24 protein-coding genes and 2 tRNA genes are annotated in these 24,041 nt (G+C 35.3%); 7 read left to right on the top strand and 19 right to left on the bottom strand.

Annotated features, from left to right (window positions below; translation table 11 throughout):
- Window positions 1-28 precede the first annotated feature (28 nt).
- From B4F31_RS04810 to B4F31_RS04755, 12 genes are all read right to left on the bottom strand, one after another.
- Entirely contained in the window at window positions 29-649 is a 621-nt protein-coding gene (locus B4F31_RS04810) for a LolA family protein (protein ID WP_075326908.1), read from the bottom strand.
- Window positions 636-1,406 (bottom strand): polysaccharide deacetylase family protein, encoded by a 771-nt coding sequence (locus B4F31_RS04805; RefSeq protein ID WP_075326909.1) that lies wholly within the window; start codon window positions 1,404-1,406, stop codon window positions 636-638. The genes B4F31_RS04810 and B4F31_RS04805 overlap by 14 nt, the downstream gene beginning before the upstream one ends.
- Window positions 1,396-2,460, bottom strand: coding sequence for a beta-ketoacyl synthase chain length factor (locus B4F31_RS04800; protein ID WP_075326910.1), 1,065 nt, complete (start codon window positions 2,458-2,460; stop codon window positions 1,396-1,398). Before B4F31_RS04800 ends, B4F31_RS04805 begins: the two co-directional genes overlap by 11 nt.
- Window positions 2,450-3,640, bottom strand: a complete 1,191-nt coding sequence (locus tag B4F31_RS04795; RefSeq protein ID WP_286760744.1) for a beta-ketoacyl-[acyl-carrier-protein] synthase family protein — start codon at window positions 3,638-3,640, stop codon at window positions 2,450-2,452. Before B4F31_RS04795 ends, B4F31_RS04800 begins: the two co-directional genes overlap by 11 nt.
- A 3-nt stretch (window positions 3,641-3,643) precedes the next feature.
- Entirely contained in the window at window positions 3,644-3,901 is a 258-nt protein-coding gene (locus B4F31_RS04790) for a phosphopantetheine-binding protein (RefSeq protein ID WP_075326912.1), read from the bottom strand.
- Window positions 3,876-4,496: a hypothetical protein gene (locus tag B4F31_RS04785; RefSeq protein ID WP_075326913.1), complete on the bottom strand. Its 621-nt coding sequence runs from the start codon at window positions 4,494-4,496 to the stop codon at window positions 3,876-3,878. The genes B4F31_RS04790 and B4F31_RS04785 overlap by 26 nt, the downstream gene beginning before the upstream one ends.
- Window position 4,497: 1 nt before the next feature.
- Window positions 4,498-5,640: a beta-ketoacyl synthase N-terminal-like domain-containing protein gene (locus B4F31_RS04780; RefSeq protein WP_286760743.1), complete on the bottom strand. Its 1,143-nt coding sequence runs from the start codon at window positions 5,638-5,640 to the stop codon at window positions 4,498-4,500.
- Window positions 5,640-6,059 carry an acyl-CoA thioesterase gene (locus tag B4F31_RS04775; RefSeq protein ID WP_093302737.1) on the bottom strand — a complete coding sequence of 140 codons (420 nt, stop codon included), beginning with the start codon at window positions 6,057-6,059 and terminating at the stop codon, window positions 5,640-5,642. Before B4F31_RS04775 ends, B4F31_RS04780 begins: the two co-directional genes overlap by 1 nt.
- Before the next feature lies 1 nt (window position 6,060).
- Window positions 6,061-6,510, bottom strand: coding sequence for a hypothetical protein (locus tag B4F31_RS04770; RefSeq protein ID WP_075326915.1), 450 nt, complete (start codon window positions 6,508-6,510; stop codon window positions 6,061-6,063).
- A gap of 12 nt (window positions 6,511-6,522) precedes the next feature.
- Entirely contained in the window at window positions 6,523-7,401 is an 879-nt protein-coding gene (locus tag B4F31_RS04765) for a lipid A biosynthesis acyltransferase (RefSeq protein ID WP_075326916.1), read from the bottom strand.
- 3 nt (window positions 7,402-7,404) lie between these two features.
- Complete coding sequence (gene fabG, locus B4F31_RS04760; protein ID WP_075326917.1) at window positions 7,405-8,136, bottom strand: 3-oxoacyl-ACP reductase FabG; 732 nt, start codon at window positions 8,134-8,136, stop codon at window positions 7,405-7,407.
- Between the two features lie 367 nt (window positions 8,137-8,503).
- Window positions 8,504-10,036 carry an HAL/PAL/TAL family ammonia-lyase gene (locus B4F31_RS04755; protein WP_075327969.1) on the bottom strand — a complete coding sequence of 511 codons (1,533 nt, stop codon included), beginning with the start codon at window positions 10,034-10,036 and terminating at the stop codon, window positions 8,504-8,506.
- A gap of 119 nt (window positions 10,037-10,155) precedes the next feature.
- On the opposite strand from B4F31_RS04755, the gene B4F31_RS04750 reads away from it, so the two are divergent.
- From B4F31_RS04750 to B4F31_RS04730, 5 genes are all read left to right on the top strand, one after another.
- Window positions 10,156-11,394, top strand: coding sequence for an NAD(P)/FAD-dependent oxidoreductase (locus B4F31_RS04750; protein WP_075326919.1), 1,239 nt, complete (start codon window positions 10,156-10,158; stop codon window positions 11,392-11,394).
- 147 nt (window positions 11,395-11,541) lie between these two features.
- Window positions 11,542-11,623 (top strand) — tRNA-Ser (locus B4F31_RS04745).
- 215 nt (window positions 11,624-11,838) lie between these two features.
- Window positions 11,839-11,913, top strand: a tRNA-Pro gene (locus tag B4F31_RS04740).
- Between the two features lie 332 nt (window positions 11,914-12,245).
- The gene (locus B4F31_RS04735; protein WP_245764380.1) at window positions 12,246-12,947 is read left to right on the top strand and encodes a phage integrase SAM-like domain and Arm DNA-binding domain-containing protein; all 702 of its coding nucleotides are present in this window, start codon (window positions 12,246-12,248) and stop codon (window positions 12,945-12,947) included.
- The gene (locus tag B4F31_RS04730) at window positions 12,941-13,360 is read left to right on the top strand and encodes a site-specific integrase (RefSeq protein WP_245764379.1); all 420 of its coding nucleotides are present in this window, start codon (window positions 12,941-12,943) and stop codon (window positions 13,358-13,360) included. The genes B4F31_RS04735 and B4F31_RS04730 overlap by 7 nt, the downstream gene beginning before the upstream one ends.
- A 79-nt stretch (window positions 13,361-13,439) precedes the next feature.
- Here B4F31_RS04730 and B4F31_RS04725 read toward each other — a convergent pair whose 3' ends face one another.
- The 5 genes from B4F31_RS04725 to B4F31_RS04705 form a co-directional block, all read right to left on the bottom strand.
- Window positions 13,440-14,144 carry a potassium channel family protein gene (locus tag B4F31_RS04725; protein WP_286760742.1) on the bottom strand — a complete coding sequence of 235 codons (705 nt, stop codon included), beginning with the start codon at window positions 14,142-14,144 and terminating at the stop codon, window positions 13,440-13,442.
- Window positions 14,145-14,154: 10 nt separating this feature from the next.
- A complete protein-coding gene (locus tag B4F31_RS04720) occupies window positions 14,155-15,942 on the bottom strand; it encodes a TrkH family potassium uptake protein (RefSeq protein ID WP_075326922.1) in 1,788 nt (595 codons plus the stop codon).
- A 242-nt stretch (window positions 15,943-16,184) separates the two neighbouring features.
- On the bottom strand, window positions 16,185-16,862 hold the full coding sequence (locus tag B4F31_RS04715) for a response regulator (protein ID WP_075326923.1): 678 nt from the start codon (window positions 16,860-16,862) through the stop codon (window positions 16,185-16,187).
- A complete protein-coding gene (locus B4F31_RS04710; protein WP_286760741.1) occupies window positions 16,855-17,937 on the bottom strand; it encodes a sensor histidine kinase in 1,083 nt (360 codons plus the stop codon). The genes B4F31_RS04715 and B4F31_RS04710 overlap by 8 nt, the downstream gene beginning before the upstream one ends.
- Window positions 17,938-18,247: 310 nt before the next feature.
- Window positions 18,248-19,216, bottom strand: coding sequence for a reverse transcriptase domain-containing protein (locus tag B4F31_RS04705; RefSeq protein ID WP_286760740.1), 969 nt, complete (start codon window positions 19,214-19,216; stop codon window positions 18,248-18,250).
- A 123-nt stretch (window positions 19,217-19,339) separates the two neighbouring features.
- Here B4F31_RS04705 and B4F31_RS04700 point away from each other — a divergent pair, with 123 nt between their 5' ends.
- Both B4F31_RS04700 and B4F31_RS04695 read left to right on the top strand, forming a co-directional pair.
- Entirely contained in the window at window positions 19,340-21,541 is a 2,202-nt protein-coding gene (locus B4F31_RS04700) for a CRTAC1 family protein (RefSeq protein WP_286760739.1), read from the top strand.
- Between the two features lie 130 nt (window positions 21,542-21,671).
- On the top strand, window positions 21,672-21,893 hold the full coding sequence (locus B4F31_RS04695; protein WP_075326926.1) for a hypothetical protein: 222 nt from the start codon (window positions 21,672-21,674) through the stop codon (window positions 21,891-21,893).
- Window positions 21,894-21,903: 10 nt separating this feature from the next.
- Here the strand turns inward: B4F31_RS04695 and B4F31_RS04690 are convergent, their stop codons facing one another.
- On the bottom strand, window positions 21,904-23,505 hold the full coding sequence (locus B4F31_RS04690; protein ID WP_143083663.1) for a hypothetical protein: 1,602 nt from the start codon (window positions 23,503-23,505) through the stop codon (window positions 21,904-21,906).
- Between the two features lie 108 nt (window positions 23,506-23,613).
- Window positions 23,614-24,041: DUF4249 family protein (locus tag B4F31_RS04685; RefSeq protein ID WP_286760738.1), on the bottom strand; the 428-nt coding region annotated here is incomplete at its 5' end.

The raw sequence follows: 24,041 nt of genomic DNA, 5'->3' as shown, positions 1-24,041 counted from the left end.
TTCAGGTATTTTACCTTTCATAAACATTTTATGGTTCAAAAAGGCTAGCAGGTATTTCGCGGTTAATTTTAATATTACTAAACTCAATAGTCGTCATATCTCCTGCTTCTTCCCGCAAATCAACTTTTTCAACGATATTTTTTTCATTAAAGGATAAGTGGATTTCAGCAAACATTGCTTTTAAGTTTTTATCCTTCGGAATTATTAAAGCAGCAATCAAATTGTTTTCGCGACTATAGGAAATATCAAAATTCTCATTATCCTGAAGCAATTTCCCGTTAACACTTCCTGTAATAAGTTTGGCAATTTTATCAAAAAGCTTGTTAGAGCCGGTGTTTCTCACGCTTTTATCACCTGCGTCATTTATATGAAGTTCACCTTCTACAAAAAGAATTACATAATCTTGTGGCTCTGCGTATTCCCATTTTAATTTTTCAGGGTTTTGATAATAAAGTTTGCCGCGGCTCACAGATTCTTCTGTGATCATTTCAATCTTTTTGGTTTGTATAAAGTCGGCTTCCAGAGTGGTGAGCTCGTTAGCTTTAGTCATCATTTCCTCCTGAAATTGAGATATTTCATCTTTAGAAAGCTCCTCCTGTGCCGCTAAATTCAGACTTAGAAATAAAATTAGAATATTAAGAATACGCATTGATTTCCAATAATTTATCAGGTCTTACAACCTCATATTGATTATTTTTCAAAAATAGCAACAACTGTTCCAGTATATTGACGGTTTTAGCATTATTATCGTGCAAAAGGATTACCGCTCCCGGTTTAAGCCTTTTTTTAATTCTATTCAGAATAATTTCTTCTGAAGAAAGTACCGCATCAAAAGACCTAATGCTCCAGCCTATAGATTGCATTCCTGTTTTTTGAAGAGCTTTTTGCGTTTTGGGACTTACAATTCCGAAAGGCGATCTAAAAAGATTCATTTTTATCCCGGCGGTTTCTTCGGCAATTCTATTACATTCTTCTATTTCACGCACCAGGGTAGAAACGGGTAAAGCTCCCATTTTACGGGTATGACTATATGTATGATTGCCAACCAAATGATTTTCTTCAATAATTTTTCTGAAAATTTCAGGTTGTGCTTCTATATGCTTTCCAATACAGAAAAACCCGGCTTTTACCTCATATTTCTTTAAAACCTTTAGAATTTCCAGTGTATTTTCCACCGGGCCATCATCAAAAGTTATCGCTACTTGTTTATTTATAATATTTCGATTTTCACTAATAGAGTTTACAAAGAAATTGAACCTAACATTCGTCGAGACGGTAAGTAAAAAAAGCAGGTAGAGAATAATAAAAGTTAAGACATACCAAAATGAGGTGAGACCGAAGAAAGTCAGTACCAAAGCTCCGCAAAGCAGAAAGATAATAACCGTATTTATAATTTTAAACCGCACTAAGTAGCATTAAACTGTGATCCCTGCCAAGATACTGATTGTAAATAAGAATATGTTTCGGGATTTTACAATCAACATTGTTTAGCTTTAAAATTGCAGGAATCTTACTAGTTTTTAGAATTTTAGCAGCCACAAAAACTGCATATCCCGACGCCGTATCAAAGTCGCCCACAAGATGCTTATAAGCCAACTGAGGTTTATTTTTCAACAATTTTCTTTGAAGATTTTTATAAAAATAATCGTACCTATTATCTCCATTTTTTCCTAAAATAACTGCATCTATAGCTGTACTATTCAGGTTGTTTTTTGCCAGAAAATTTTCAATTTCATTAATAATAGTTTCAGGTTTAATCACATTTTTTATAGAAACACTTTGAAATTCAGCATAAGTATTTTCCTTCTTTTCTTTAGAAAGGACAAAAAAATGTGCACCTTCTGAAGTAATCGTACCAGTAGAATCTTCCCTCAGTAGATCAAGATTTTTAATGGGATTCAGTTTTAACTGACCATCAAGTTTTTGAAATGAAGTGATTTTTTCTGAAATCTCATCTACTCCTCCAGCTAATATTGAACCAATTTCAGGATTTTCATTGAACTGCATTTGGGCATCCAGCAAAGCAGTTTCCAGGGAAACCGAATTTTGGGTGTAAGTCACATTATAATTTTTACATCCTAAATTTAAGGCTATTTGCCCCCCAATCGTGTTGTGGGTAGATTGGATAAAAGAAGTTGGAGTCAATAATTTCTCGTCCAAATCGAGCAGATTTTCCAGGAATTTCTCGGTATCCTGTTTGCAGCCTTCGCCTGTTCCGGTAATAATTGCACCGGGAACTTCAACTTTGGCTTCTTTTAAAGCAATTTTGGCTGAAGTAACTCCCATTTTTATGGCTTTAGACATTCGCCTTAAAGCCATAGGTTTTATAAATTCTTTATAATTTGGGGAAATTGCAGGAAAAATGTTCTCCCGATAAATAGTTGCAGATCCTCTGGAAAATAAATCTTCCTCCTGAGCAGAAATACTCCCAATCCCATTTATATAGATCTTATATCCCATTTTTACTAAAAATTAAAGAAGTACAATTTCCCCCGAAGCCAAAAGAGTTTGATAACACGTAATCTATAGGTTTTTCCTTCAAATTAGTCACCGGTATAAACCCAGGATTTAGCATTGGATTAGAAAAATTAAGGTTTGGAAATACCTGTTCATTTTGAATTGCTAACAAGCTATAAACCGCTTCCAAAGCTCCCGCTGCTGCTAAAGTATGCCCGGTAAAAGCTTTTGTTGAACTAAAATCTGGAAGTTTATTGCTAAAAATTCTCTCCAGAGCTGCACTTTCAGCCTTATCATTATTTTTGGTTGCGGTACCGTGGGCATTTATATAATTAATTTTTTCGACAGGAATTCCCGCAGTTTTTAAAGCTTTTTGCATAGCTAAAAAAGCTCCTTCCCCATTTTCTGAAGACGCAGTTTGGTGAAATGCATCGTTAGCATTACCATATCCTGAAATTCGCCCTAAAACCGGTTTACCATTAATTTCCTCTTCAGCTTCTAAAACTAAATAGGCAGCGCCTTCGCCTAAATTTAATCCTTTACGGTTTTCATCAAAAGGTTTGCATTGTTCATTAGATAGAATCATTAAAGAGTTAAATCCGTTAAGTGTAAATTTTGTGAGACAGTCTGTTCCGCCAACAATTACCCGTTTCAGCTTTCCGGTTTTAATCATTCTAGCGCCCAGCATTATCGCATTAGCTCCAGAAGAACAGGCGGTACTTATTGTACTTACAAACCCGTTAACTTCAAAATACTCCGCGATCTTTTCCGTAGTAAAACCGGGATGCTGCGCACGAATAAATCGGTTATTATCAGTTTTCCCTTCCGAAAAATCTTTGAAATAGGTTTCAGTAGCATCCATTCCCCCAACGCTGGTGCCCGAAATAAAACCAGTATCTCCATCTAATTTAAGATTAGCCTGGAATATGGCTTCTTTCACGGCCAACGCTCCTAATAAAGCAGCCCGTGTATAACTATGATTTTCCGGAAGGTTTAATTTTTTAGCAAAGCTTTCGTTAGAAATTTTTATTTCCCCCACAGGCAAATGCTTATAAATTGTTTTTAGAACTTCAGGAGTAGAAATACCGTGCTTTCCTGAAATTAAAGAATTATAATTTGCCGCAGTGTTGTTGCCAATCGCAGAGGTAATCCCCATTCCGGTAACGGCAACACCTTTATTCATAAATTATTTAGTTCGGTTTTCTTCAATAAATTGAGCCATTTGGTTTATGGAGACAAAAATTTCTTTTCCCTGAGCTGGATCGGTGAGTTTTATCCCATAATCTTTTTCCAAAAGCACAATAAGCTCCAATGCATCTATAGAATCCAGGCCAAGACCATCGCCAAAAAGCGGTTCGTCGTTGCTTATATCGGCAGGTTCCATATCTTCCAGGTTAAGTTGCTCGATGATGCTTTCTTTAAGTTCGGTGTGTAGGTTTGTCATTTTCAGCGCAATATAATTTTTTGAGGCTTTCTTCAGAAAATGGAATGTTTTTTTCCTTTGAAACCAGGCACAAAAATACATCATATTCGCCATTTTGCAAGTCTAACCAACCACAAAGCACCCTGGAAGTTTTTTCTGAAGATAACAGGGATTCTGAATAATCTTTTAGCAGGCCGGCATTAAAATCTTCTGAAATAAAAAAGGCATTTTCACTTTGCAATTTATATTTAATGCTTATTTCGCCTAAAACTATATTTGGAAGTGTATAAACAAACAACGCAGGCGACGCAAAAGTTTTTGTGCTTTCCTGAAATTGCTTATCGGTTTCCAGGCTGGAAGCATTGTTTGAGATTACCAGGGCGGTATCTTTTGTGGGTTTATTTTTTCTGAAAATAATTTCTGAACCCAAAATTCCCAATTTTGACAGTCCGTCCATTTTGTGAAATTTAGGATACTTTATTTCTAAAAATTCATAGCATTCCTTTAGAAAAAGATTAAGTTCCTTTTCTGTAGATTCAAAAATCAATTTTCCTGAATTAAAAATTTCACCGTTTTTAATCTTTACCCAATCCTGTATGTAAAATTGATTTGACATTTTATTCTTTTTCTGCTTTAAAAACCAAAGCCAGGTTACATCCGCCAAATCCCGACGCGGTTTTTAGGGCATAATAGATTTCTTTGTGTTTATTACTTTGAATAATATTTAAAGACTTCGAAACTCCCAATTCGCCGAAATTTTTAGAAGCAATTAATTCATTATTCAGCATCGAATGTTTGGTTATAATACTTTCTAATAAAGCTGAAGCGCCCAAAGTATGCCCATAAAAACCTTTTAAGCTATGAATTGGCACTTCCTGCAAACCAGATCTATGAAATGCAATACTTTCCATCTCGTCATTATATACCGTAGCCGTGCCGTGTGCCGATAAAAGCCCGACTTTTTCTGCGGAAATTGATGCATCTTTTAGCGCTTTTTGAATGCTTATATATAAACCCTCCCCGGTCCGCGAAGGCCCCGAAATATGGTTGGCATCATTCGCAGAAGCATCACCAATCAAACTGATAACATTTGAAATCTCGGGCTTTTCAGTACTTACCATGATAGCTGCTGCGGCTTCTCCAAGGCTAATCCCGTCCCGTTCTTTTGAAAAAGGTTTGCAGGCTTCAGTGCTTAAAGCCTGGAATGAATTAAAACCCGAGATCACAAAATCACTCACCAAATCCGCTCCAACAACTATGGCATTTGTAAATTTTCCAGAATTCCCCAACCTTCTTGCCACTGCAAGGCCTAATCCTCCGGAAATACAGGCGTTGGAAAGAATTATGGGTGTTTGCTTAAAACCGAAAAAATTAGCAACAATTTTACCCAATTTACTTAATTTTAAACGACTTTCAGGAAAATCGCCAGGTTCTTTTAAAAGGTTTATGTTTCCTTTGGTGGTTGTAAGAATTAGCGCAGTTTCTGTTAAATCCAGGTTTTTATTTTTGTCCAGGAGCTGCTTTACTGCCAGCAGGATCATTTTTTCCAGTTTGGTAAACTTTTCAATAGCTCCAATTTCTGAAAAAACCTGGTTTAATAGTGTTTCATCAATAATTCCGGCAAAAAATTGGTTTTCGGTAAATTCTGGTTTCTGAAATTTTAAACCCGACTTTCCCTCACGAATGGCCTGGATATTTTCTTTGGTAGAAAATCCCAATGGAGAAATAATCGCATCTTCTAACAGGTAGAGTTTCTTCATTAAAGCAGCTTCATTTTCTTTTTCCAATCTAAGAAAAACGGCGGATTATTTAATATCAATTTCCGGTTTTCATCCAGAAAAACCTGTAGCGTTTCTCCGGTGCAAATCAGGTCTTCCCCTTTAAAAATTTTATAACTGAAATTTATTTTTGCAGCTTCAGAATTTATAAAAGTGGTTTCCACCTGAAACGAATCGCTATATTTTAAAGGCAATTTGTGTTCGCAAATAGATTTTACAATTGGTGTGGAAAAACCTTTAGTTTGAGCATCTAAGTAAGAAATACCGTGTTCGCGGCCAAAATCTTCACGACCTTCTTCGAAATATTTTAGATAGTTGCCGTGCCATACAATTTGCAACGGATCACACTCGTGAAAACGGACTCTTAATTTTGTAATGGTGGTTAAGGATTTCTCCAGCATATTAATCTACAGTAACAGTTTTCATTTCTGAAGTGGCTAAAAGCTTTCCTTCTTCATCAAAAGTACGTGCACCAACCGAAGTTACATTCATAAACTCCTGAAGGATTTCTACGTACGTGACTAATTTAGTTCCAGCTTTTGGAAGTTCAAGGATTTCAACAGCTTTAATAGCGCCAATAAAACCGGTTTTTGGTTTATCCAGTCCGCTTAAAAATCCTTCGTAACCACGCCAAAGCGACATACTTTGGGCCATATGCTCAATAAGACCCGGTTCAGAAAAAATGGCATCTTCCACCAAAATATTATCCATAGGTATGGTAAACCCGGTAGTGCCGGTCTTATCGGTGTATTCCAATAAACTGTCTACCATAACAAATGGAGGTTTTTGTGGAATTAACTGCAGAATTCGGTCTAATTCTCTAATTGGTTCTTTGAGTAAATTTTCTGCCATAAGCTGTTTTTTTTAGCTGAAATCGTTCCAGTAATCGTAATAATTATACCATTGATGCGGATACTTTTTTAGCATAATTTCCAGGTTTTCAAGATAAGCTTTTAATAGATTTTTCGCATCATTATTCTCAGGATTATAAGGCCTGGCATAAAAATGATAATGAAAATTCTTCTCTCGCATAATATGTACAAATAATACAGGAATTTCATTACGGGCCGCTAATTTAAATGGTCCCTGCGGAAATTTCACTGGTTTTCCCATAAAATCTTGAGTAAAAGTCTTAGCATTTTCGGTATACCGGTCTGCGGCAAAAACCAGGAGCTCGTTGTTTTGAAGTGCACGGTTCATCTCAAAAATATGGGAAAGATCTTCTTTTAAAACAATGAGTTTTATAGCCGATTTCCCTGTAACCGAATCCAGGTAGTCTTTAATTTCCTCGTGCTCTAAATCGGTTACCACCAGGTTTACAATATGATGATTGTTGGTTTCATCAAAAAAATGTTTTGCAAGATTAAAATTTCCAATGTGAGCGGTAAGTAAAATTCCTCCTTTTTTCTGTTGAAGTAAGTTTTGGATATTCTGAATCCCATCAAACTCAAAGCTATATTTATGTTTTAATCCAGAAGCTATAGCCACGCGATCTAATTGAATTCTTCCAAAGGTAAAATAGCTTTTATAAACATTTAAAGCCGCTTTAATTTTTGAAAAACCTAATCTTTTTCGAAATAAATAATAAACACTTTTAGTAGAATTAAAAGCGAAGAAAATAAAGTAAAGAGCTACAAAAAGAAGGACAAAATAAGAAGCATAAAGCCCGAAAGTTTTAATTATAAAAACGTAGATCCTTAATCCCAGAACGGTACCACGCGATTGTCCTTTCCAATTAGACATAATTTATGAATAGAGTCCGCCGTTAATATTAATGACTTCGCCGGTAATATAGGAAGCCTTTTTAGAGGCCAGGAAACTTACCAAATCGGCTACTTCCTCGGCTTCGCCAAAACGATTTAAGGGAATCAATTTTTTAAGTTCATTGTCATCAAAATCGGCAGTCATGTCTGAAGTGATAAAACCGGGCGCTACAGCATTTACAGTAACTTTTCTTTTACCTATTTCCTGTGCCAGGGCCTTCGTGGCAGCGACCACCGCTCCTTTTGCCGCCGAATAATTTACCTGGCCCGCATTGCCTTTTAATCCTGAAAGTGAAACAATATTGATAATTCTACCATAGCGCCTTTTCAGCATATCTTTGATTAGTGGCTGAGTGACATTGTAAAAACCATTTAAACTGGTATTGATCACCGAATGCCAGTCTTCAGGTTTCATCCACATAAAAAGTCCGTCGCGGTTAATCCCCGCATTATTTACAATGATTTCAATTTCTGCTTCCGGATTATTTTTAGTGAAATTTTCAAGCGCTTTAGAAGTTTTTTCAGCATCTGCAACGTCAAACTTTAGTAATTCGCATTTTACACCTTCAGCTTCAATTAGTTTTTTGGTAGATTCCGCAGCTTCGGCATTGGATTGGAAATTCAGCAAAATATTATACTGCAATTCCTGAGCTATTTTTAAAGCAATAGCTTTTCCAATTCCGCGAGAAGCACCGGTGATGAGGGCGTATTTCATTTAATCTCAAATTTAAAACAATTAATAACTCTTAATTCTGGGTAAATCTTATCAATGAAATTTTGGTTTAACCTGCCCTTCATTTCTTTTGCTCGTCCAAAAGAAACGAAGCAAAGAAAAAGACACCTTTTTCAAGGAATTTTTTGGCAAAAAAGCCAAAAACCGTGAACAAAACCCCGCGGATAACCGATTGAAAAAATCGGCTATCCTGAATCTCGCGGTTTGGTCTACATATTCTGCGAAAAAGGATTTAAAAACTCCAAAATCATAATCCAATTTAGAATATTTCATTATCAACATTTAACGATATTCAAAATTTTATCCTGCAAAGTTTAAACCTTGCCGAGATTAAAAAAAACTCGCAGGGTTAATAAACCGCGCTATTTTTTAGATAATCTTTTAATTCGGCGTTGGTTTTATAAAATGGGAAATCCTCTTTTATTTCAGGGATAATTTTATTCATTTCCTTAAAAATCTCCCGGGTTTTTTTTGATAGTTTTTCATCAAAATCCAGGTACCGCAAAGCCTGCACAATAGTAATAATTTCTACCGAAAGTACTTCAAAAGTATTATCTATAACCGTTTTTGTAATATTCGCTGCATTAGTGCCCATACTCACGATATCCTGGTTATCATTATTGTTTGGAATACTGTGAATATACATTGGGTTAGCTAAAGTTTGATTCTCGGCAGTTGTAGAAACCGCGGTAAATTGCACGCCCTGCAATCCAAAATTCAATCCAAGTTTCCCAAGATTTACGAATGGCGGTAAAATATCGTTAAGTTTATTATTCAGTAAATAATTAAGTTGACGCTCGGCCAGCATTGATAGTTTTGTAACCACCAATTTTAATTTATCCATTTCCAGGGCCACATAATCTCCGTGGAAATTTCCGCCGTGATACACGTGCTCGTTTTCCACATCTATAATAGGATTATCGTTGGCAGAATTTACTTCTTCAATAAGGATTTTGGTGGTTTGTTCTATGGTGTCGTAAACCGGACCTAAAATTTGTGGCACGCAGCGCAAACTATAATATTCCTGTACTTTTTCTTTAAAATACGTGTTTTTATCGGCCGTATCATTATATAAATGCTCATTACGGTCTCGTGTAAGTTTACTGTCTTTTAAATGATTTCGCATTTTTTCAGCGATCTTTTGCTGGCCTATATGTTTTTTAGCGGTGTTTAACTCTTCAGATAAATGATCGTCGTAAGCCTGAACGATTTCATTAATAGCCGAAGAACAAAAAACCGACCAGTTGAGCAGGCATTTGGCGTAAATTATATTTACAATCCCAATGCCCGTCATTGCCGAAGTACCATTCATTAAAGCCAGGCCTTCCCTGATTTCAATTTTTATAGGTTGAATATTTTCTTCAGCAAAAACCTCTTTAGTTTCACGACGTTCATTTTTATAAAAAACTTCTCCTTCTCCAATTAAAACCAGCGCTAAATGCGCTAATTGCACCAAATCTCCCGAAGCTCCTACTCCACCGTGTTCAAAAATTAATGGGGTAATATTTTTATTGATAAGCTGCTGCATAACTTCAACAACAGATTTGTGTATGCCAGATTTCCCAAGGGAAAGCGTATTTAAACGTGCAAGCATCAGCGCTTTTACATACAGCGGTTCCATAGGTTTACCGGCACCTGAAGCGTGACTTCTAATTAAGTTATACTGAAGTTGTATACGGTCCTTATCTTTTATCTTATACTGCGCCATTGGGCCAAAACCCGTGTTTACGCCATAAATTACCTTATTTTGAGAAAAATTTTTTAGAAACTCAAAACTGGCTTCAATTTTGGATAGGTTTTGTGAAGACGACTGAATTTCAGCATTTTCAAACAAAACCTTGTAAAAATCTTCCAGGCTAAGGGCATCATTAATTTGGAGCATAGGCCGCATTATTGTTAAGAATCTTAACAAATGTACTATATTTAGACCGTATTTAAAATTGCCGTTTTTCGATTTAGAATGAATATTCATTAGAGATCTAAATAGTTGAAACCTTTAAAATGAAAAAACTTGAAACCCAAATCTTAATTATTGGCGCGGGACCATCTGGAATGGTCGCTGCCGGTTATTTAAAAAAGCACGGGGTTAATTGTTTGGTGGTAGAAAAAAGTAGTTTTCCGCGTTTTAGTATAGGTGAGAGTTTACTTCCTAAGAGTATGGAAAATTTTGAGGAAGCTGGGTTACTGGACGCTATTATGGCTGCCGGATTTCAGAAAAAATATGGGGCAAGGTTTATAAAAAACGGTAAAGTTGGTGAATTTGATTTTAGTGAAAAATATGGCAATGGTTGGGATTGGACCTGGCAGGTACCACGAGCCGATTTTGACCTGGTTTTGGCAAATGAAATTCAGCGACAGGGCGTAGAAATATTCTTTGGTGCCGAAGTTTCAAAGGTAAATTTCTACGGGAAAAAATCGACTACTGAAATTCTTATTAATTTTGAAGAAAATATAGAGATAAACGCTGATTTTATAATTGACGCCAGCGGTAACGGTCGGGTTTTAGCTAACCAATTAGACTTGAATACTTCTCCAAAAATCACAGGTAATTCTTCAATCTTTACTCATATTAAAGAAACAAATAGACCAAAAGGAAAAGAAGGTGAATTGATCACTTTTGAAGTTTTGGATACAAAAACCTGGTTTTGGTATTTTCCTTTTTCAAATGGAAATTCCAGTCTCGGTTTTGTTAGCGAAGATGAGTGGTTTAAAGGTTTTAGTAGTGATAATTCAGTAGCCTTTAGGGAAATGCTCAAAGAGCTGAAATATTACCGGGGCAGATTTGACGAAGAATTATTTCTTTTTAACCCGATAAAAATTCCAAGTATTTCAAGAAATGTAAAGAAAATGTATGGCAACGGATTCGCTTTATGCGGAAACAGCGCCGAGTTTCTTGACCCCATTTTCTCATCTGGAGTTGCCTTTGCAACCGAATCTGGTTTGCAGGCTGCCACGCTTGCCAAACTTGAAGTTGAAGGTAAGGATGTAAATTGGGAAAAAGATTATGCTGAATATATGCAAAATGGAATTTCGGTATTTAGCAATTATGTAAAAGAATGGTATACTGGGAATTTGCAAAAATTGTTTTTCCATGAAATGCCAAAAACTGAAATAAAAGAACAGATTTGCGCAGTTCTCGCAGGCTATGTTTGGGATAAAAGCAATCCGTTTGTAAAGAATCACCAACGAATTATTAAAAATGTAGCGCGCTTAATAGACCAGGAAGAAATAAATGTTTAAAAATTTTTAAACTTAAAATTCTGATGTCAAAGCGTTTAAAAATTAGTACTTATTTTATTGCATTCTTTAGCCCAAAAAAGTTTGGAAGGTAAGTAAGTAAAAGTTACATTTGCAACCGCAAAAATGTTTGCACGTTCTTAAATATTTGGAGAGGTGGCAGAGTGGTAATGCAGCAGCCTGCTAAGCTGTCATCCTTCGGGATGCCCGGGTTCGAATCCCGGTCTCTCCGCAAGATTTTTTAGTCTGCGGATTATTATTCTCCTTTTTCTTCTGGAAAAGATAGGGATAATCTTCCTCCGTCTCCCGGACTGCTTTTTGAAAGAGTATTTTGGATCGGAAAGGCTAAAATTTTTAAGCTAGTAAGCTTAAGCTATGGGTATAGTCTCGACATTGTTGGGATATTCTCTGGCCAGTTATCGCGCCGAGCGCGATTAAAAAATTACTCGGGGTGTAGCGTAGCCCGGTTATCGCGCCTGCTTTGGGAGCAGGAGGCCGCAGGTTCGAATCCTGCCACCCCGACTTTTACAAGTTATATTTTAACATAAAAAAAGGGTAATTGTATGGTTTTCATATAGTTACCCTTTATTTTTTGCTCAAAATTTAACAAATAGTGTTAAATTTTATGTGAGTTTATCGTGAGTTCACGGTGAATTTGTGAGTTTATCGTGAGTTATTTTTTTGTATTTTTAGCTTATCGATACTCTATAATTACGTATTGTTAGTTTGACTTTCGCCTTAATAATTGTTTCATTTAAACAACAAAGCTATGCGAACCAGTCAAACCTTTTCCATTTCTTTTATTATTCGAAAAAAGAAAAAAGCAACCTGAATTAGCCCTCCTCTATGCCCGAATGACCGTTAACGGCAAATCATTAGAAATTAGTTTAAAACGAACTATTCCGGTGGATAAGTGGAACCAATCTGCCAATAAACTTACTGGTAGCAGTGCTGAAAGCCGGCTAATCAATAAAAAAATAGATGAAACCAAGGCACAACTCTATAAAACGCATGACAGTCTTTTAAAAGACGGGATGCTGGTAACCACGCAGACGGTCAAAGGTAGATTTCTGGGAAGTGACCAGCAACATTATACCCTTATCTATTTGATCAAATATCACAAGGAGAAAATGGGTAAGGTTTTAAAGTATGGGACTATGAAAAACTATACTACTACAGAAAACTACCTCAAAGATTTTTTAAAAGCCCAGTATCATACCTCAGATATTTATTTAAAACAGGTTGACTATCAATTTACCCTGGGATTTGAAAGTTTTTTAAGGGGCTTGCCCAGCCTTCAAAATAACGGGGTAATGAAACATATGGAACGTTTTAAAAAACTGATGCGCCTGGCTGAGGATTTAGAATGGATTGAAAAGAACCCTACCAAAAGATTTAAACTCCGCTTTGACCAGGTGGATATGGTCTACCTATCCAAAGCCGAATTACAGAAGATCAAGGAAAAGGATTTCAAAAAATCTACTCACAATATCAACCGAGATATTTTTGTGTTCTGTTGTTATACAGGGTTGCCTATGGCGATGTCAAAATGCTAAAGAAAAAGCATATTCAGATAGGTGTTGATGGGAATAAGTGGATCTACACCAGAAGGATCAAAACCAATACGATGCTGAGAATCCCTTTGCTTGACGAAGCCGAACGAATTCTTGAAAAGTACCAGGACCATCCAAAAGTACATTCGAGTGATATTTTACTTCCGGTCTATTCCAACCAGAAAACCAATCAATATTTACGGGAGATCACCAAAGCGGTAAAGATCGATAAGGAACTTAGTTTCCACGCGGCCAGGCATACTTTCGCAACAACGGTAACCTTAGCTAATGGCGTTCCCATAGAAACAGTATCTAAACTTTTGGGGCATACCAAATTATCAACTACCCAGATTTATGCAAGGGCAATTGATTCAAAAATATCTGACGATATTAAACGGTTACAGGAGAGATTATAAACGCTATTTTAAACGTAATACTAATTAGGCTTAAGTTTATTCAATCTTAAGCCTAATTAGTTTGTTCTCTATTCTCGTTCTATAATAAATTATGATTTTTAATTTCTTTTAAGAGCTTTTTAATATCCTGATTGTTTCCGTATAACACCATAATATCGCCATAATGTAATTCTGTTTTTGCGGTGGCAACCCCCTGAACATTGGACAACGTTTTTGCAGAACCAATTTCATTTTTACCTTCAGTATATTTAATTGTGGTGAGCACTATAATATTATACTTCTTCTTTAAACCAATTTCATCTAGGGTTTTTCCGTCAAATTCTTTTGGAATTTCACTTTCAACTATACTGTATTCGCCGGTGACCTCAAAGGAATCTACCACACCTTCCAGGTTTAGCTTTTTTGACCAGCGCTCTGCCGTTTCTTCTTCCGGATGAATTATTTCCTCTACACCCATAGCTTCTAAAACCATTTGCTGTAAAGAGGAAACCGCCCTGCTAATTAACCGCTTCACATGCAACTGTTTCATTAAAGCCGTAGCCATAATATTTGCGCCTTTATCTTCTCCAATTCCAATAATTACAATATCAGTATCTTCAAGAGGTAAATTGCTCACCGCGTTAAAATCTGTAGCATCAAGGCTTATAGCGTGGGTGATTTTTTCTTTAATAGCTTCAACTTTATCTAAATTGTTATCCACTCCAATAACTTCGTTGCCCATAGAGGTTAATTTCTCTGCCAGGGAAGCTCCAAAGTTGCCTAATCCTATGATAATATATTTCATTTTGAATGTTTTAGTTGATTAAAATTTCTTCTGAAGGATAGCGATAATTAAGATGTTTAATATTTCTTAGAATGGCTATTAGTAGAGTTAACATACTTACCCGGCCAACAAACATGGTAGCGATAATTATTAATTTTGAGCTGGAACTTAAACCGGCCGTAATTCCCATACTTAGCCCCACTGTACTATATGCCGAAAAAGCTTCAAAAGTAATGGCGATGATATTCTTATCCTGCTCAAGAAATGCCATTAGAAAAATTGCTAATCCAATAACGATAAGAGATAAACTAATTATGCCGAAGGCTCTTCTAATAGAGATATTAGAAACCTCTCTTTTATAAACTTCAATCCTGTCTTTTCCTTTTGCCAGGCTCAAAAAATTAAGTGTTGCAAGCGCGAACGTACTGGTTTTAATTCCACCACCGGTTGAAGCAGGAGAAGCACCTATCCACATTAAAAGAAATACGAGCATTAAGGTAGAGAAATGTAAAGCAGAGGTATCAATCGAATTGAAACCGGCAGTTCTTGGAGTTGCGGCGCCAAAAAATGCAGTAACAATTTTACCAAATTCGCTATGCTCACTTAGGGTGTTATTATATTCAAAAATATAAAATAAGCCTGTCCCGGTTAACAGTAAAATAAGGGTGGTGATTAATACTATTCGGGAATTTAGATTTAAAACCCAGGGCATGTAAATCGCTTTATGTGGATCTTTTATTTTTTGTAGTTTCCTTAGGGTATAATATCTCACATATTTATAAAGATTCAATAAAATAGGAAAGCCTATACCTCCCAGAATAAATAGGGCAGCAATAATTAGATGTAAAGGATAATTAAACCGAAAACCTGGCTCGTAGAGGCTATTTTCCAGAGTAGAAAATCCGGCATTGCAAAATCCCGAAATACTATGAAAAACAGAGAAAAATATACGATCTGAGAGAGAACTAATTATTGCGCTATCTATATTGAAATAAATAAAAAGGGCTCCTGCAGCTTCTATTGAAAAGGTTAAAAGCAATATTTTCTTCAGCACCATAAATACCTCTCCTATTTTTTCAGAATTACTTATATCCTTTAGCATAAGCTGGTTAGCGTAAGAAGTATTACCTCTAAAGAAATAACTAAAATAACTGGCAAAGGTCATGATCCCCAGCCCTCCCAATTGAATTAAAACCATAATAACACTTTGTCCAAATGTGGTAAAATAACTGCCCGTATCTACCACGATTAAACCTGTAACACACACTGCACTGGTAGCGGTAAAAAGTGCATCAATAAGGCCAATCCCAGAATGGGTGGCTTTAGGAAGAAGAAGGAAGAAAGTTCCTAAGAAAATAATGAGGAGAAAACTCGCGACAAATAATTGTGCGGGGTTTAAATAATCTTTTTTAAAGTTTACTTTAAAAGAAGATATTTCGCGTATAAAAAAGAGAAAAAGCCCAAGGTAGACCCATCCCATTTGATTAAAGAATTTTAAAAATCCAAGATTTACAATAATGAAATCTATTCTTAAAAGAAGCAGCGTTCCAAAGGAAATGCTAAGTAGCCAATCAAATAACCTGACCTTTTTTGGGGTTTCTTGTCGCGGTAAAAAACTTCGAACGAGTACAATTAAAAAACCGAGGCTTATGATACCATAATAGAGGTTTTTTAAAAAATTTCTTTCGCTCTCAATATGAGTAAAACCTAAATCGAAAATAAGAAGAAATATACCGCAGACACTTAGAATTGCAGCAATTTTACTTAATCTTCGCTCACGGTATATTCCAGATAAAATATTCTTGAAAAATGACAACATTTCTCCCTAATTATAAATTACCCTGGCGACTACAGTAATCGAGAACTGCCACAATAACTACTATTAAAATGGCTATTATAATTGCCGGCCATTTTAAATGGGAGTAAGACTGATTTTTTTCGTTAGGCGATCTTTTTGGAGGTTTAGCCACTGTACTTTGATTAAATTATAATGCAAAGTTAGGTGTAAGGCTATAAGCAGAATATAAAATTTAAACCGGGACTATAAAGATTTTATAAAGATTACACGAAACGGTAACCCACTCCACTTTCTGTAATTATATGAACCGGGCTATTCGGGTTTTCTTCCAACTTCTTTCTAAGCTGAGCGATAAAAACCCGTAGGTATTGAGTTTCATTTTGCGAGCCGAAACCCCAAATCTCTTTTAATAAGAATTGATGGGTTAAAACTCTACCCTGATTTTTTGCCAGCAAGGCTACTAAATTGTATTCGGTAGCAGTTAATTTTACGGGAATATTATTTCTGCTTACCGTTCTCGAACTTAAATCGATCTCTAATTCCCCGGTTGAGATAATGGGTTGTAAATCGGTGTTCTGGTTTATTCTTAATGAAGCTCTTATCCTGGCCAATAATTCTCCCGTTCTAAAAGGTTTGGTGAGATAATCTGTAGCACCATTATCCAAAGCTTTAATAATATCGGCTTCGCTATCCTGTACAGAAAGAATTATTATTGATTTATCATACCACTCTCTTAAATCTTTTAATATCAAATGCCCGCTTTTATCCGGTAAACCCAAATCCAGAATTACAAGATTTGGCGTATGGTTGGCCACCAAATGAACACCTTCTGTGCCTGTTTCAGCCAATACTACTTTGTAATCGTTGCTTTCCAGCGTGATTTTAAGCAGTTTTCTAATCTGTGGCTCATCATCAATAACAAGTATTTCTGCATTATTCATTTTGGTAATTTTTAGGGTCAGTCATTTTCGCCGGAATTGTTACCGTAAATTGGGCACCACCATTGCTTCTGTTCTGAACTTTGATCTTTCCATTATGAGCTTCGGCAAATCCCTGGGCAATAGAAAGACCAAGCCCGGTGCCGCCTGTTGATGAATTTGGTAATCGATAAAACTTTTCAAAAACCCGTTCTATATTATCGTCCGGAAAACCTTTTCCATTATCTAAAATTTCAAAAACGCAGTTCTCACTTGTGTGTGACACCCTAATTTCAATTTTTGAACCTTTTGGTGTATACTGAATAGCATTATGAACAATATTATGTAAAATTTGCTCTACTAATGTAGCATCAAACAAGAAAACAGGTAAATTATCTTGAGGCTGATAAATAATTTGATGTTGATTACAATCTATTTTATTATTATCAATAACATTGTAGACAATCTCGTTAACATCATACCAATTAAGCTGTAAATGGATGGAATCACTTTCTAAGCGACTCATATTTAAAAGATTTTTAACCTGCCTATTCAGCCTATTTCCTGCAATCTCTATTTCATTATAGAGTTCATTTTTATTCTCAGTTGAAAGTTTCTCTGTACTTTCTTTTAATGTATCTACCGAACCGATAATAGCTGCAATAGGCGTTTTTAATTCGTGAGAAAGTGAATTAAACAGCGTGTTATATAATTGTATAGTCTTTTCCCTTTCCTTTCTTTTCCTGGAAACAGCTTCAGCCTTTCTAATTTTAGTGGTAAAAACAGCATTCATAACGGCAATAACGAAATACATCAAAAATAAAAGAGCATCTTCCGGAGTACTGATTTTAAAAGTTAATTGCGGTTGAATAAATAAAAAGTTCCAGATTAAGGCACTTAACACAGCAGCAATTACCACCGGAAGTATCTTAAAAAACATAGCTAATATTGAAACTACCAGGAGTAAAACCAGTGCTACCACGTGGTAACCAATAACATCTATAAATAGATAGCAGATAAATGAAATAAAAAGTATAGAACCAATTCCAATAAGATATTGAAGGGTCCGGTTTTCATTTATATTTTTAAAAGATTCCAATTCGTGAAATTTCTTTATTCAAATATACAAGGAGAAAACTACTATATTGCTTAAATATTTAGGTTTTTAGACACTAAAAATTCTATTTATTCTGTAAAATAAAATAGTAGAGAGACCGATTTGGCAATATATTTTGATTTCAAACAAGAATCCAAAGTTGAATATTAATTCATAATTTTAAATATGGTTATTAAGGAATAAGACGTACGAAAAATGAGTGTCGAGTAGGTAAAGGGGAATTTCACCCCTAAACCTCTCACAGAACCGTACGTGAACTTCTCAATTCATACGGCTCCTCTCAGCCAAGACTTTAAGGTTTGAGCCCTGAGTATTGCCAATGTTCGAACAGGTAAGGTTCGAGCCTGCATATTTTCTGTAGATGTCTTAGCGCGAGGACCCACTGCTTCCGCTTAAACCTACGGTACTTATTGCGTACCCATTTCGTTAAGCGAATGTGCAATGTTCTGAATAGTTTCTTGAGGCCTCCCAGTCGAAATTTACCGTAGTAGTTTATCCATCCTCTGATTTTAGGCTGCAACAGAGATGCAATTTTACTCAACGGGAACTGTACCATTCTATGAATGTTTATCCTGAAGAGCTCTTCATTTATTCTGTTGATGCTTTTCTGACTGATGGCAGGGGTAAAACCTAATTTCATTATGCCCCTTATTTTGACTACTCTGGGTTTAAAGGTGTGGCCCAGAAAATCGAACTTCTGGAACTTGACTTTAAACCTTGGTCTTTTCTTCTGATTTCTGCGACAGTAAACTATTCTTGTCTTCTCCTGATTCACTTCCAGTTTACACTCTTTGAATCGTCTTTCGATTTCTTCAAGAAGTCGATTAGCTTGAGGCAAGTGGTAACAATGAACCACAATGTCATCAGCGTAACGTTCAAACTGGATATCAGGATAACGCTTTTGGATCCACTTGTCGAATACAATATCCATAAAGATATTAGCTAATACAGGACTGATTACTCCGCCCTGTGGTGTGCCTTTACCATTTGGATTATGCAGCGTTCCATCAGATAATTGCACTGGTGCCTCCAGCCACCTTTTCACGTAAAGCAAAATATGCTTCTCCTGTGTATGGTGCTGAACAGCTTTCAGTAGCAGTTCATTATCAATGGTGTCATAAAATCCTTTTATGTCCAAATCAATGACCCAGCTATATCGTAAACAATTTATACGACATTGGCCTAAGGCATCATGTGCAGATTTTCTGGGACGATACCCAAAATATTTTCCTTCTATTCTTAAAAAAAGATTCGAAGGCACTTCATAAAAATATTTTATTTCCTTAGGTTTAATAAATTAAATAATTCAATTTCACCTATCTGTATCAGTCAGCAAATCCAATTCATTTAGATAGAAATAAAGGTAATATTACCTTATAAAATCATGAAGTATCTATTTACTACCCTATTTTCAGTTTTAGTCTTTGTTTCCTGTGACAATAAAAAGACAATGCCTGAACTTCTAGAGGAAACAGCCGAAAATCAATTTTTTGTACCCGAAAATATCTATGCGTCTTCAGTAAGAGCTGCATATTTTGATAGTATAGCACAAGTGGCACCAAAAAACCAAAAAGAAAGATATAATCTTAAAAGAGCACGTGCCCTGTTATACGCCGGTAAAACCGAAGAAGCTATTATTATTCTGGAAAATTTAAGAGATGCAAGTAGCGGCGGGCTGCTATTATACAAACTGGATGCTCATGAAGAAGAAAGTATAGGCCCTTTACTCGCTCTAGCTTATATGCGCCTGGGTGAACAGCAAAACTGCATACATCACCACGATGCTTCAGCATCCTGCATTATTCCAATTAATCCAAAAGGCTTTCACCAGGTTCCTAATGGCTCCAGGAATGCCATTAAACTTTATGAAGAATTCTTAAGGCAAAATTCACACGATTATAATAGTAGATGGTTATTGAATATTGCTTATATGACTTTAGGAGAATATCCTGAAGGTGTTTCCGAAAAATGGTTAATTCCTGAAAGTACTTTTGAATCAGATTATCCACTGCAGAAATTTGAAGATATTGCCCCCAAATTAGGTTTAGATGTCAATGAGTTATCAGGTGGCGGAATTGTAGATGATTTTAATAACGATTATCTTTTAGATGTATTGGTTTCCAGTTGGTCGCCTTCAGATAATCTTAGGTATTTTATAAATAATGGAGATGGAACATTTACAGAAAAAACAGAAACTGCCGGTTTAGAATTAGTTACAGGTGGTCTGAATATGGTACAGGCAGATTATAATAACGACGGTTTTCTTGATGTTTTTGTAATGCGGGGTGCCTGGATGGGAATTTTAGGTAAACATCCAAATTCTCTACTTAAAAATAATGGAGATGGCACTTTTACCGATGTTACTATTGAATCTGGTTTACTTTCCTTCCACCCTACCCAAACTGCCACCTGGGCAGATTTTAATAACGATGGTTGGGTAGATTTATTTATAGGAAATGAATCTGAAAAAAAAAATATTCATCCTTCTGAATTTTTCAAAAATAATGGAGACGGGACTTTTTCTAACATTACTTCCTGTGTAGGACTTTCGGTGAGTACAAAAGATCAACCATTTTATATAAAAGGTGTAACCAGTGGAGATTATAATAACGATGGCTGGATGGATATTTATATTTCTACGCTCCAGGCTTCAAGCAAAAATTTATTATATCTAAATAATGGAAGTGATGACAAAGGAAATATAAGTTTTAAAGAAGCAGGAGCTGAAGTAGGATTGGGTGAGCAAATTTCCAGTTTTCCCACCTGGTCATTTGATTATAATAATGACGGTTGGATGGATATTTTTGTAGCCGGATATCGAAAAAGCGATTTTTACACCATTGTCCCAGACATTACTAAAGAGTATTTAGGCGAACGAAATAATGCTGAAACGATGCGCCTTTATCAAAACAACAAAGGAACATTTACCGATGTTTCTGCAGCGGTTGGATTAGATAAAATAGGCTACGCAATGGGTGCCAATTACGGCGATTTGGATAATGATGGTTATCCAGATATTTATTTGAGTACAGGAGAAGTAAGTTACGAGTCAATTATTCCAAACAGGGTTTTTAGAAATAATTTAGGGGAAAATTTTCAGGATGTGACCACAGCAGGTGGCTTTGGCCATATACAAAAAGGCCACGCCGTCTCTTTTTCTGATATTGATAATGATGGAGACCAGGATATTCACGTAGTTATGGGCGGTGCTTATGAAGGTGATAAATTTTTTAATTCTCTATATCTGAATCCATATGATGTTGAAAATAATTGGATAAGCTTAAAACTAGAAGGAATTGAAGCAAACAGGGCCGCCATAGGAAGTAAAATTGAAGTTTTGGTTACGGAAGACGGAAAAACACGTTCTATATTTCATACCATTAGTTCTGGTGGTAGTTTTGGAGCCTCTACTTTAAGGGCTCAAATAGGATTAGGAAAGGCTTCAGAAATAAAAAAAATCACAATTAAATGGGCCGGCAGCGGTACCTCACATGTTTTTAAAAACCTCAGTTTAAATACCTTCTATAAAATTATAGAAAATAAAGCTGAAGCTATAGAATTGAATTTAAAATCAATCGCGCTGTAAATACTACCTGTTTTATAAATCTCCCAATAGATTTATAAATTACTTATTATCAAACATTTTAAAAATCCATAACAATACTTTAATGCCTCTTTAAGAGATGTTATAAGCAATATTCTGTAATTTAAAGGTTATGAAAAATAATGGAATTACATATTTAATAATCACCTCGCTTCTGTTAGTAGTAATAACTAGCATGGTTTATTTTAATATCAATTTTCCGGTGATTTTCTATTTAACCTGTATAGGCCAAATTCTACTTATTTACACCGTTTATAAAGTTCTTACCGATAGTTATAAAACTAAAAAGACCTTTGATGACTGGTATGAAGATTATCCTGATGAAGTAAATTAAACTGAAATTACTACTCTACGTAAAAAGTTTTAGTTATTGAAATGGGTTTTCCATCTTCTGTAAAACCTTCCAGGTTTATCTCAAATTCTCCATTTAAATCTGAAGTGAAAAGTCGTAGCGGTTCATCGTTAAACTTGACTTCAGGATTCCACAAGAGTTGATATCTATAATCGGGTATTCGTCTTAAGCTTTCATTTGGATAATTAGGTGAATAATATTCTTTAGATTTTCGAGGTATTTTAAGTTTTGTTGAAATCATACTTTCATCTTGAAATTCGTTAGGAAAATCGCCACTTTTTGTATTAACGATAATGGCGCCTTCAAATGCAGATGGCCCTAAAAACAACTTATTTCTTAATATTCCTATACTTTTAATTTGCTGTGGATCGTAAGAAATTAATTTCTCGTGATCATTTAGAATTACTCCGTCTATAAGAAGTAGTGCTGCACTGTCAAATTCTACAAGCGGGTTTTTATTTCTAACTAAAAAGATGTTTTCACCTTCATCATTTCGTCTTATTCTGCCAAATTTAATAACTTCAGTAAATGTTTGAGATAGGTCTGGAAACCTGTTATAATCATCTAGATTATAAGTAATCAATTCTTCATCAAAGAAATAATAATTATTATCTAAATTGACAAATCTATCGGATTTAGTGGCGTTATAAGCATTTTCAATTTGAATATTAATACTTTTTTCAAGAATATATTCCTTATTGGAAGTAGCTAGACCTGGAGTGGAAAAAGATAATTTACTATAATCTAATTTCGGTTGTTCTTGTAGGTTAATTTTATAGGTGACTTCATCGTTCAAAACTTGCATGATAAACTCGTCTTCATTTGGTACTTCATTTAAAATGAATGAAAATTTTCCCCCAGCATCAGTTGAAACAATTTGAAGTTGGTTTTTTTCTCCCGGTGATGAAATTGAAATATTTTTTTCTAAAGAAGTTGGGTTAGGATCTGCTTCTATTTTTCCCTGAAAAAAAGTGCCTCTTATTTCAGGATAAAATAAGGTATCATTAAAACTCCACTTAATATTTTCAAAGAGTTTATTGAAGTCAAGGCTTGTAACTCGGGGAGGTTTATTAATACTGTCAATTCTTCTTACTGAAATAGAGAAATTTCCTGATAATTGGTTAGGATTTTCTATCTCTAAAACAACTTCTTCTCTTTGTTGAAAGGTATTTTTATTTAGAATTAAACTTATTTCCTGATTATCAAAATTGGTTTTGTGCCTTGTAAATTGATTCTTTTCTTCTATTTCCAGGTCTTCATTACTTTCCTGGTACGGATTCAAAATATATATTTCTTGTTGAAAATAATTGGCTTGCGCATTTAACATCCAATTGGTATATGCTACTAATTTATAAGCTCCCGAATTTAAATTTGCAGGTATAAAAAAATCTGCAAACCCCTGCCCCTTCTTTAATTTGACCTTATGCTGAAAAACAACTTCTTTCTTATTATTGATCAATTGTACCCAACCAACTTTACTAAAATCGCTTAGTTTGTTCGTTTCACTTTCCAGAGAATAAAATTTATAAAGTAATTTTTCCCCTGTGAGCAATAGAGTATTATTAGTGTGAATAAACACCTTTTCTTTGGGCATTTGGGTTTGTATTAAACCCTCCTCTACCTGAGCATAGGTGGAAGATAAAAAACCAAGGCAAAATAGAATTAGTATAAACTTATTTTTAATCATTTAATTAGTATTGATTTATTCTTCCCAAAAATCTGGAACTTCGTTACTTCCAAATACCGTACAGTCTACACAACTTGCCGGTACAATTTCAAATACTGGAGTTCCAAAAGGAACTGGCACCGTACTAAACCATCTAACATTTCTATTTTCAACCAGTTCTATTAAATGTGGTAAATCTGGACTTTCTATAGGACAGTAAGAGGCTAAATAAGGATTGCTATGCTCGGAGTCAAAGAAATCTTCATAGCTAAAAAATGTTCTTTTTGTCGAAACCGAAGAAACATCAAAAAAACCTATAATCTTTTCATCCGGATTATTAATGTTTTCTATATTTCCAGAAAAATAACCGGGTTGACTTTGGGAGAAAATATTATCGGAGCCTGAAAGCTCTTCTAAAGTTGCATAATAATTATACGCACCCCGACTAATTACGTATTGTTTAA

The sequence above is a fragment of the Salegentibacter sp. UBA1130 genome (assembly GCF_002311535.1).
In the GTDB taxonomy this organism is placed as follows: domain Bacteria; phylum Bacteroidota; class Bacteroidia; order Flavobacteriales; family Flavobacteriaceae; genus Salegentibacter; species Salegentibacter agarivorans.
This window is presented reverse-complemented; position numbering and strand designations above follow the sequence as displayed.

Bases quoted from the DNA above. Each gene is read 5' to 3' on its own strand.
- B4F31_RS04800 (WP_075326910.1), bottom strand. From the start codon at position 2,460: ATGGGATATAAGATCTATATAAATGGGATTGGGAGTATTTCTGCTCAG.
- B4F31_RS04690 (WP_143083663.1), bottom strand. From the start codon at position 23,505: ATGCCCAAAGAAAAGGTGTTTATTCACACTAATAATACTCTATTGCTC.
- B4F31_RS04730 (WP_245764379.1), top strand. From the start codon at position 12,941: ATGCTAAAGAAAAAGCATATTCAGATAGGTGTTGATGGGAATAAGTGG.
- fabG (WP_075326917.1), bottom strand. From the start codon at position 8,136: ATGAAATACGCCCTCATCACCGGTGCTTCTCGCGGAATTGGAAAAGCT.
- B4F31_RS04720 (WP_075326922.1), bottom strand. From the start codon at position 15,942: ATGTTGTCATTTTTCAAGAATATTTTATCTGGAATATACCGTGAGCGA.
- B4F31_RS04750 (WP_075326919.1), top strand. From the start codon at position 10,156: ATGAAAAAACTTGAAACCCAAATCTTAATTATTGGCGCGGGACCATCT.
- B4F31_RS04700 (WP_286760739.1), top strand. From the start codon at position 19,340: ATGAAGTATCTATTTACTACCCTATTTTCAGTTTTAGTCTTTGTTTCC.
- B4F31_RS04790 (WP_075326912.1), bottom strand. From the start codon at position 3,901: ATGACAAACCTACACACCGAACTTAAAGAAAGCATCATCGAGCAACTT.
- B4F31_RS04785 (WP_075326913.1), bottom strand. From the start codon at position 4,496: ATGTCAAATCAATTTTACATACAGGATTGGGTAAAGATTAAAAACGGT.
- B4F31_RS04810 (WP_075326908.1), bottom strand. From the start codon at position 649: ATGCGTATTCTTAATATTCTAATTTTATTTCTAAGTCTGAATTTAGCG.
- B4F31_RS04775 (WP_093302737.1), bottom strand. From the start codon at position 6,059: ATGCTGGAGAAATCCTTAACCACCATTACAAAATTAAGAGTCCGTTTT.
- B4F31_RS04725 (WP_286760742.1), bottom strand. From the start codon at position 14,144: ATGAAATATATTATCATAGGATTAGGCAACTTTGGAGCTTCCCTGGCA.
- B4F31_RS04715 (WP_075326923.1), bottom strand. From the start codon at position 16,862: ATGAATAATGCAGAAATACTTGTTATTGATGATGAGCCACAGATTAGA.
- B4F31_RS04695 (WP_075326926.1), top strand. From the start codon at position 21,672: ATGAAAAATAATGGAATTACATATTTAATAATCACCTCGCTTCTGTTA.
- B4F31_RS04795 (WP_286760744.1), bottom strand. From the start codon at position 3,640: ATGAATAAAGGTGTTGCCGTTACCGGAATGGGGATTACCTCTGCGATT.
- B4F31_RS04755 (WP_075327969.1), bottom strand. From the start codon at position 10,036: ATGCTCCAAATTAATGATGCCCTTAGCCTGGAAGATTTTTACAAGGTT.
- B4F31_RS04770 (WP_075326915.1), bottom strand. From the start codon at position 6,510: ATGGCAGAAAATTTACTCAAAGAACCAATTAGAGAATTAGACCGAATT.
- B4F31_RS04735 (WP_245764380.1), top strand. From the start codon at position 12,246: ATGACCGTTAACGGCAAATCATTAGAAATTAGTTTAAAACGAACTATT.
- B4F31_RS04780 (WP_286760743.1), bottom strand. From the start codon at position 5,640: ATGAAGAAACTCTACCTGTTAGAAGATGCGATTATTTCTCCATTGGGA.
- B4F31_RS04765 (WP_075326916.1), bottom strand. From the start codon at position 7,401: ATGTCTAATTGGAAAGGACAATCGCGTGGTACCGTTCTGGGATTAAGG.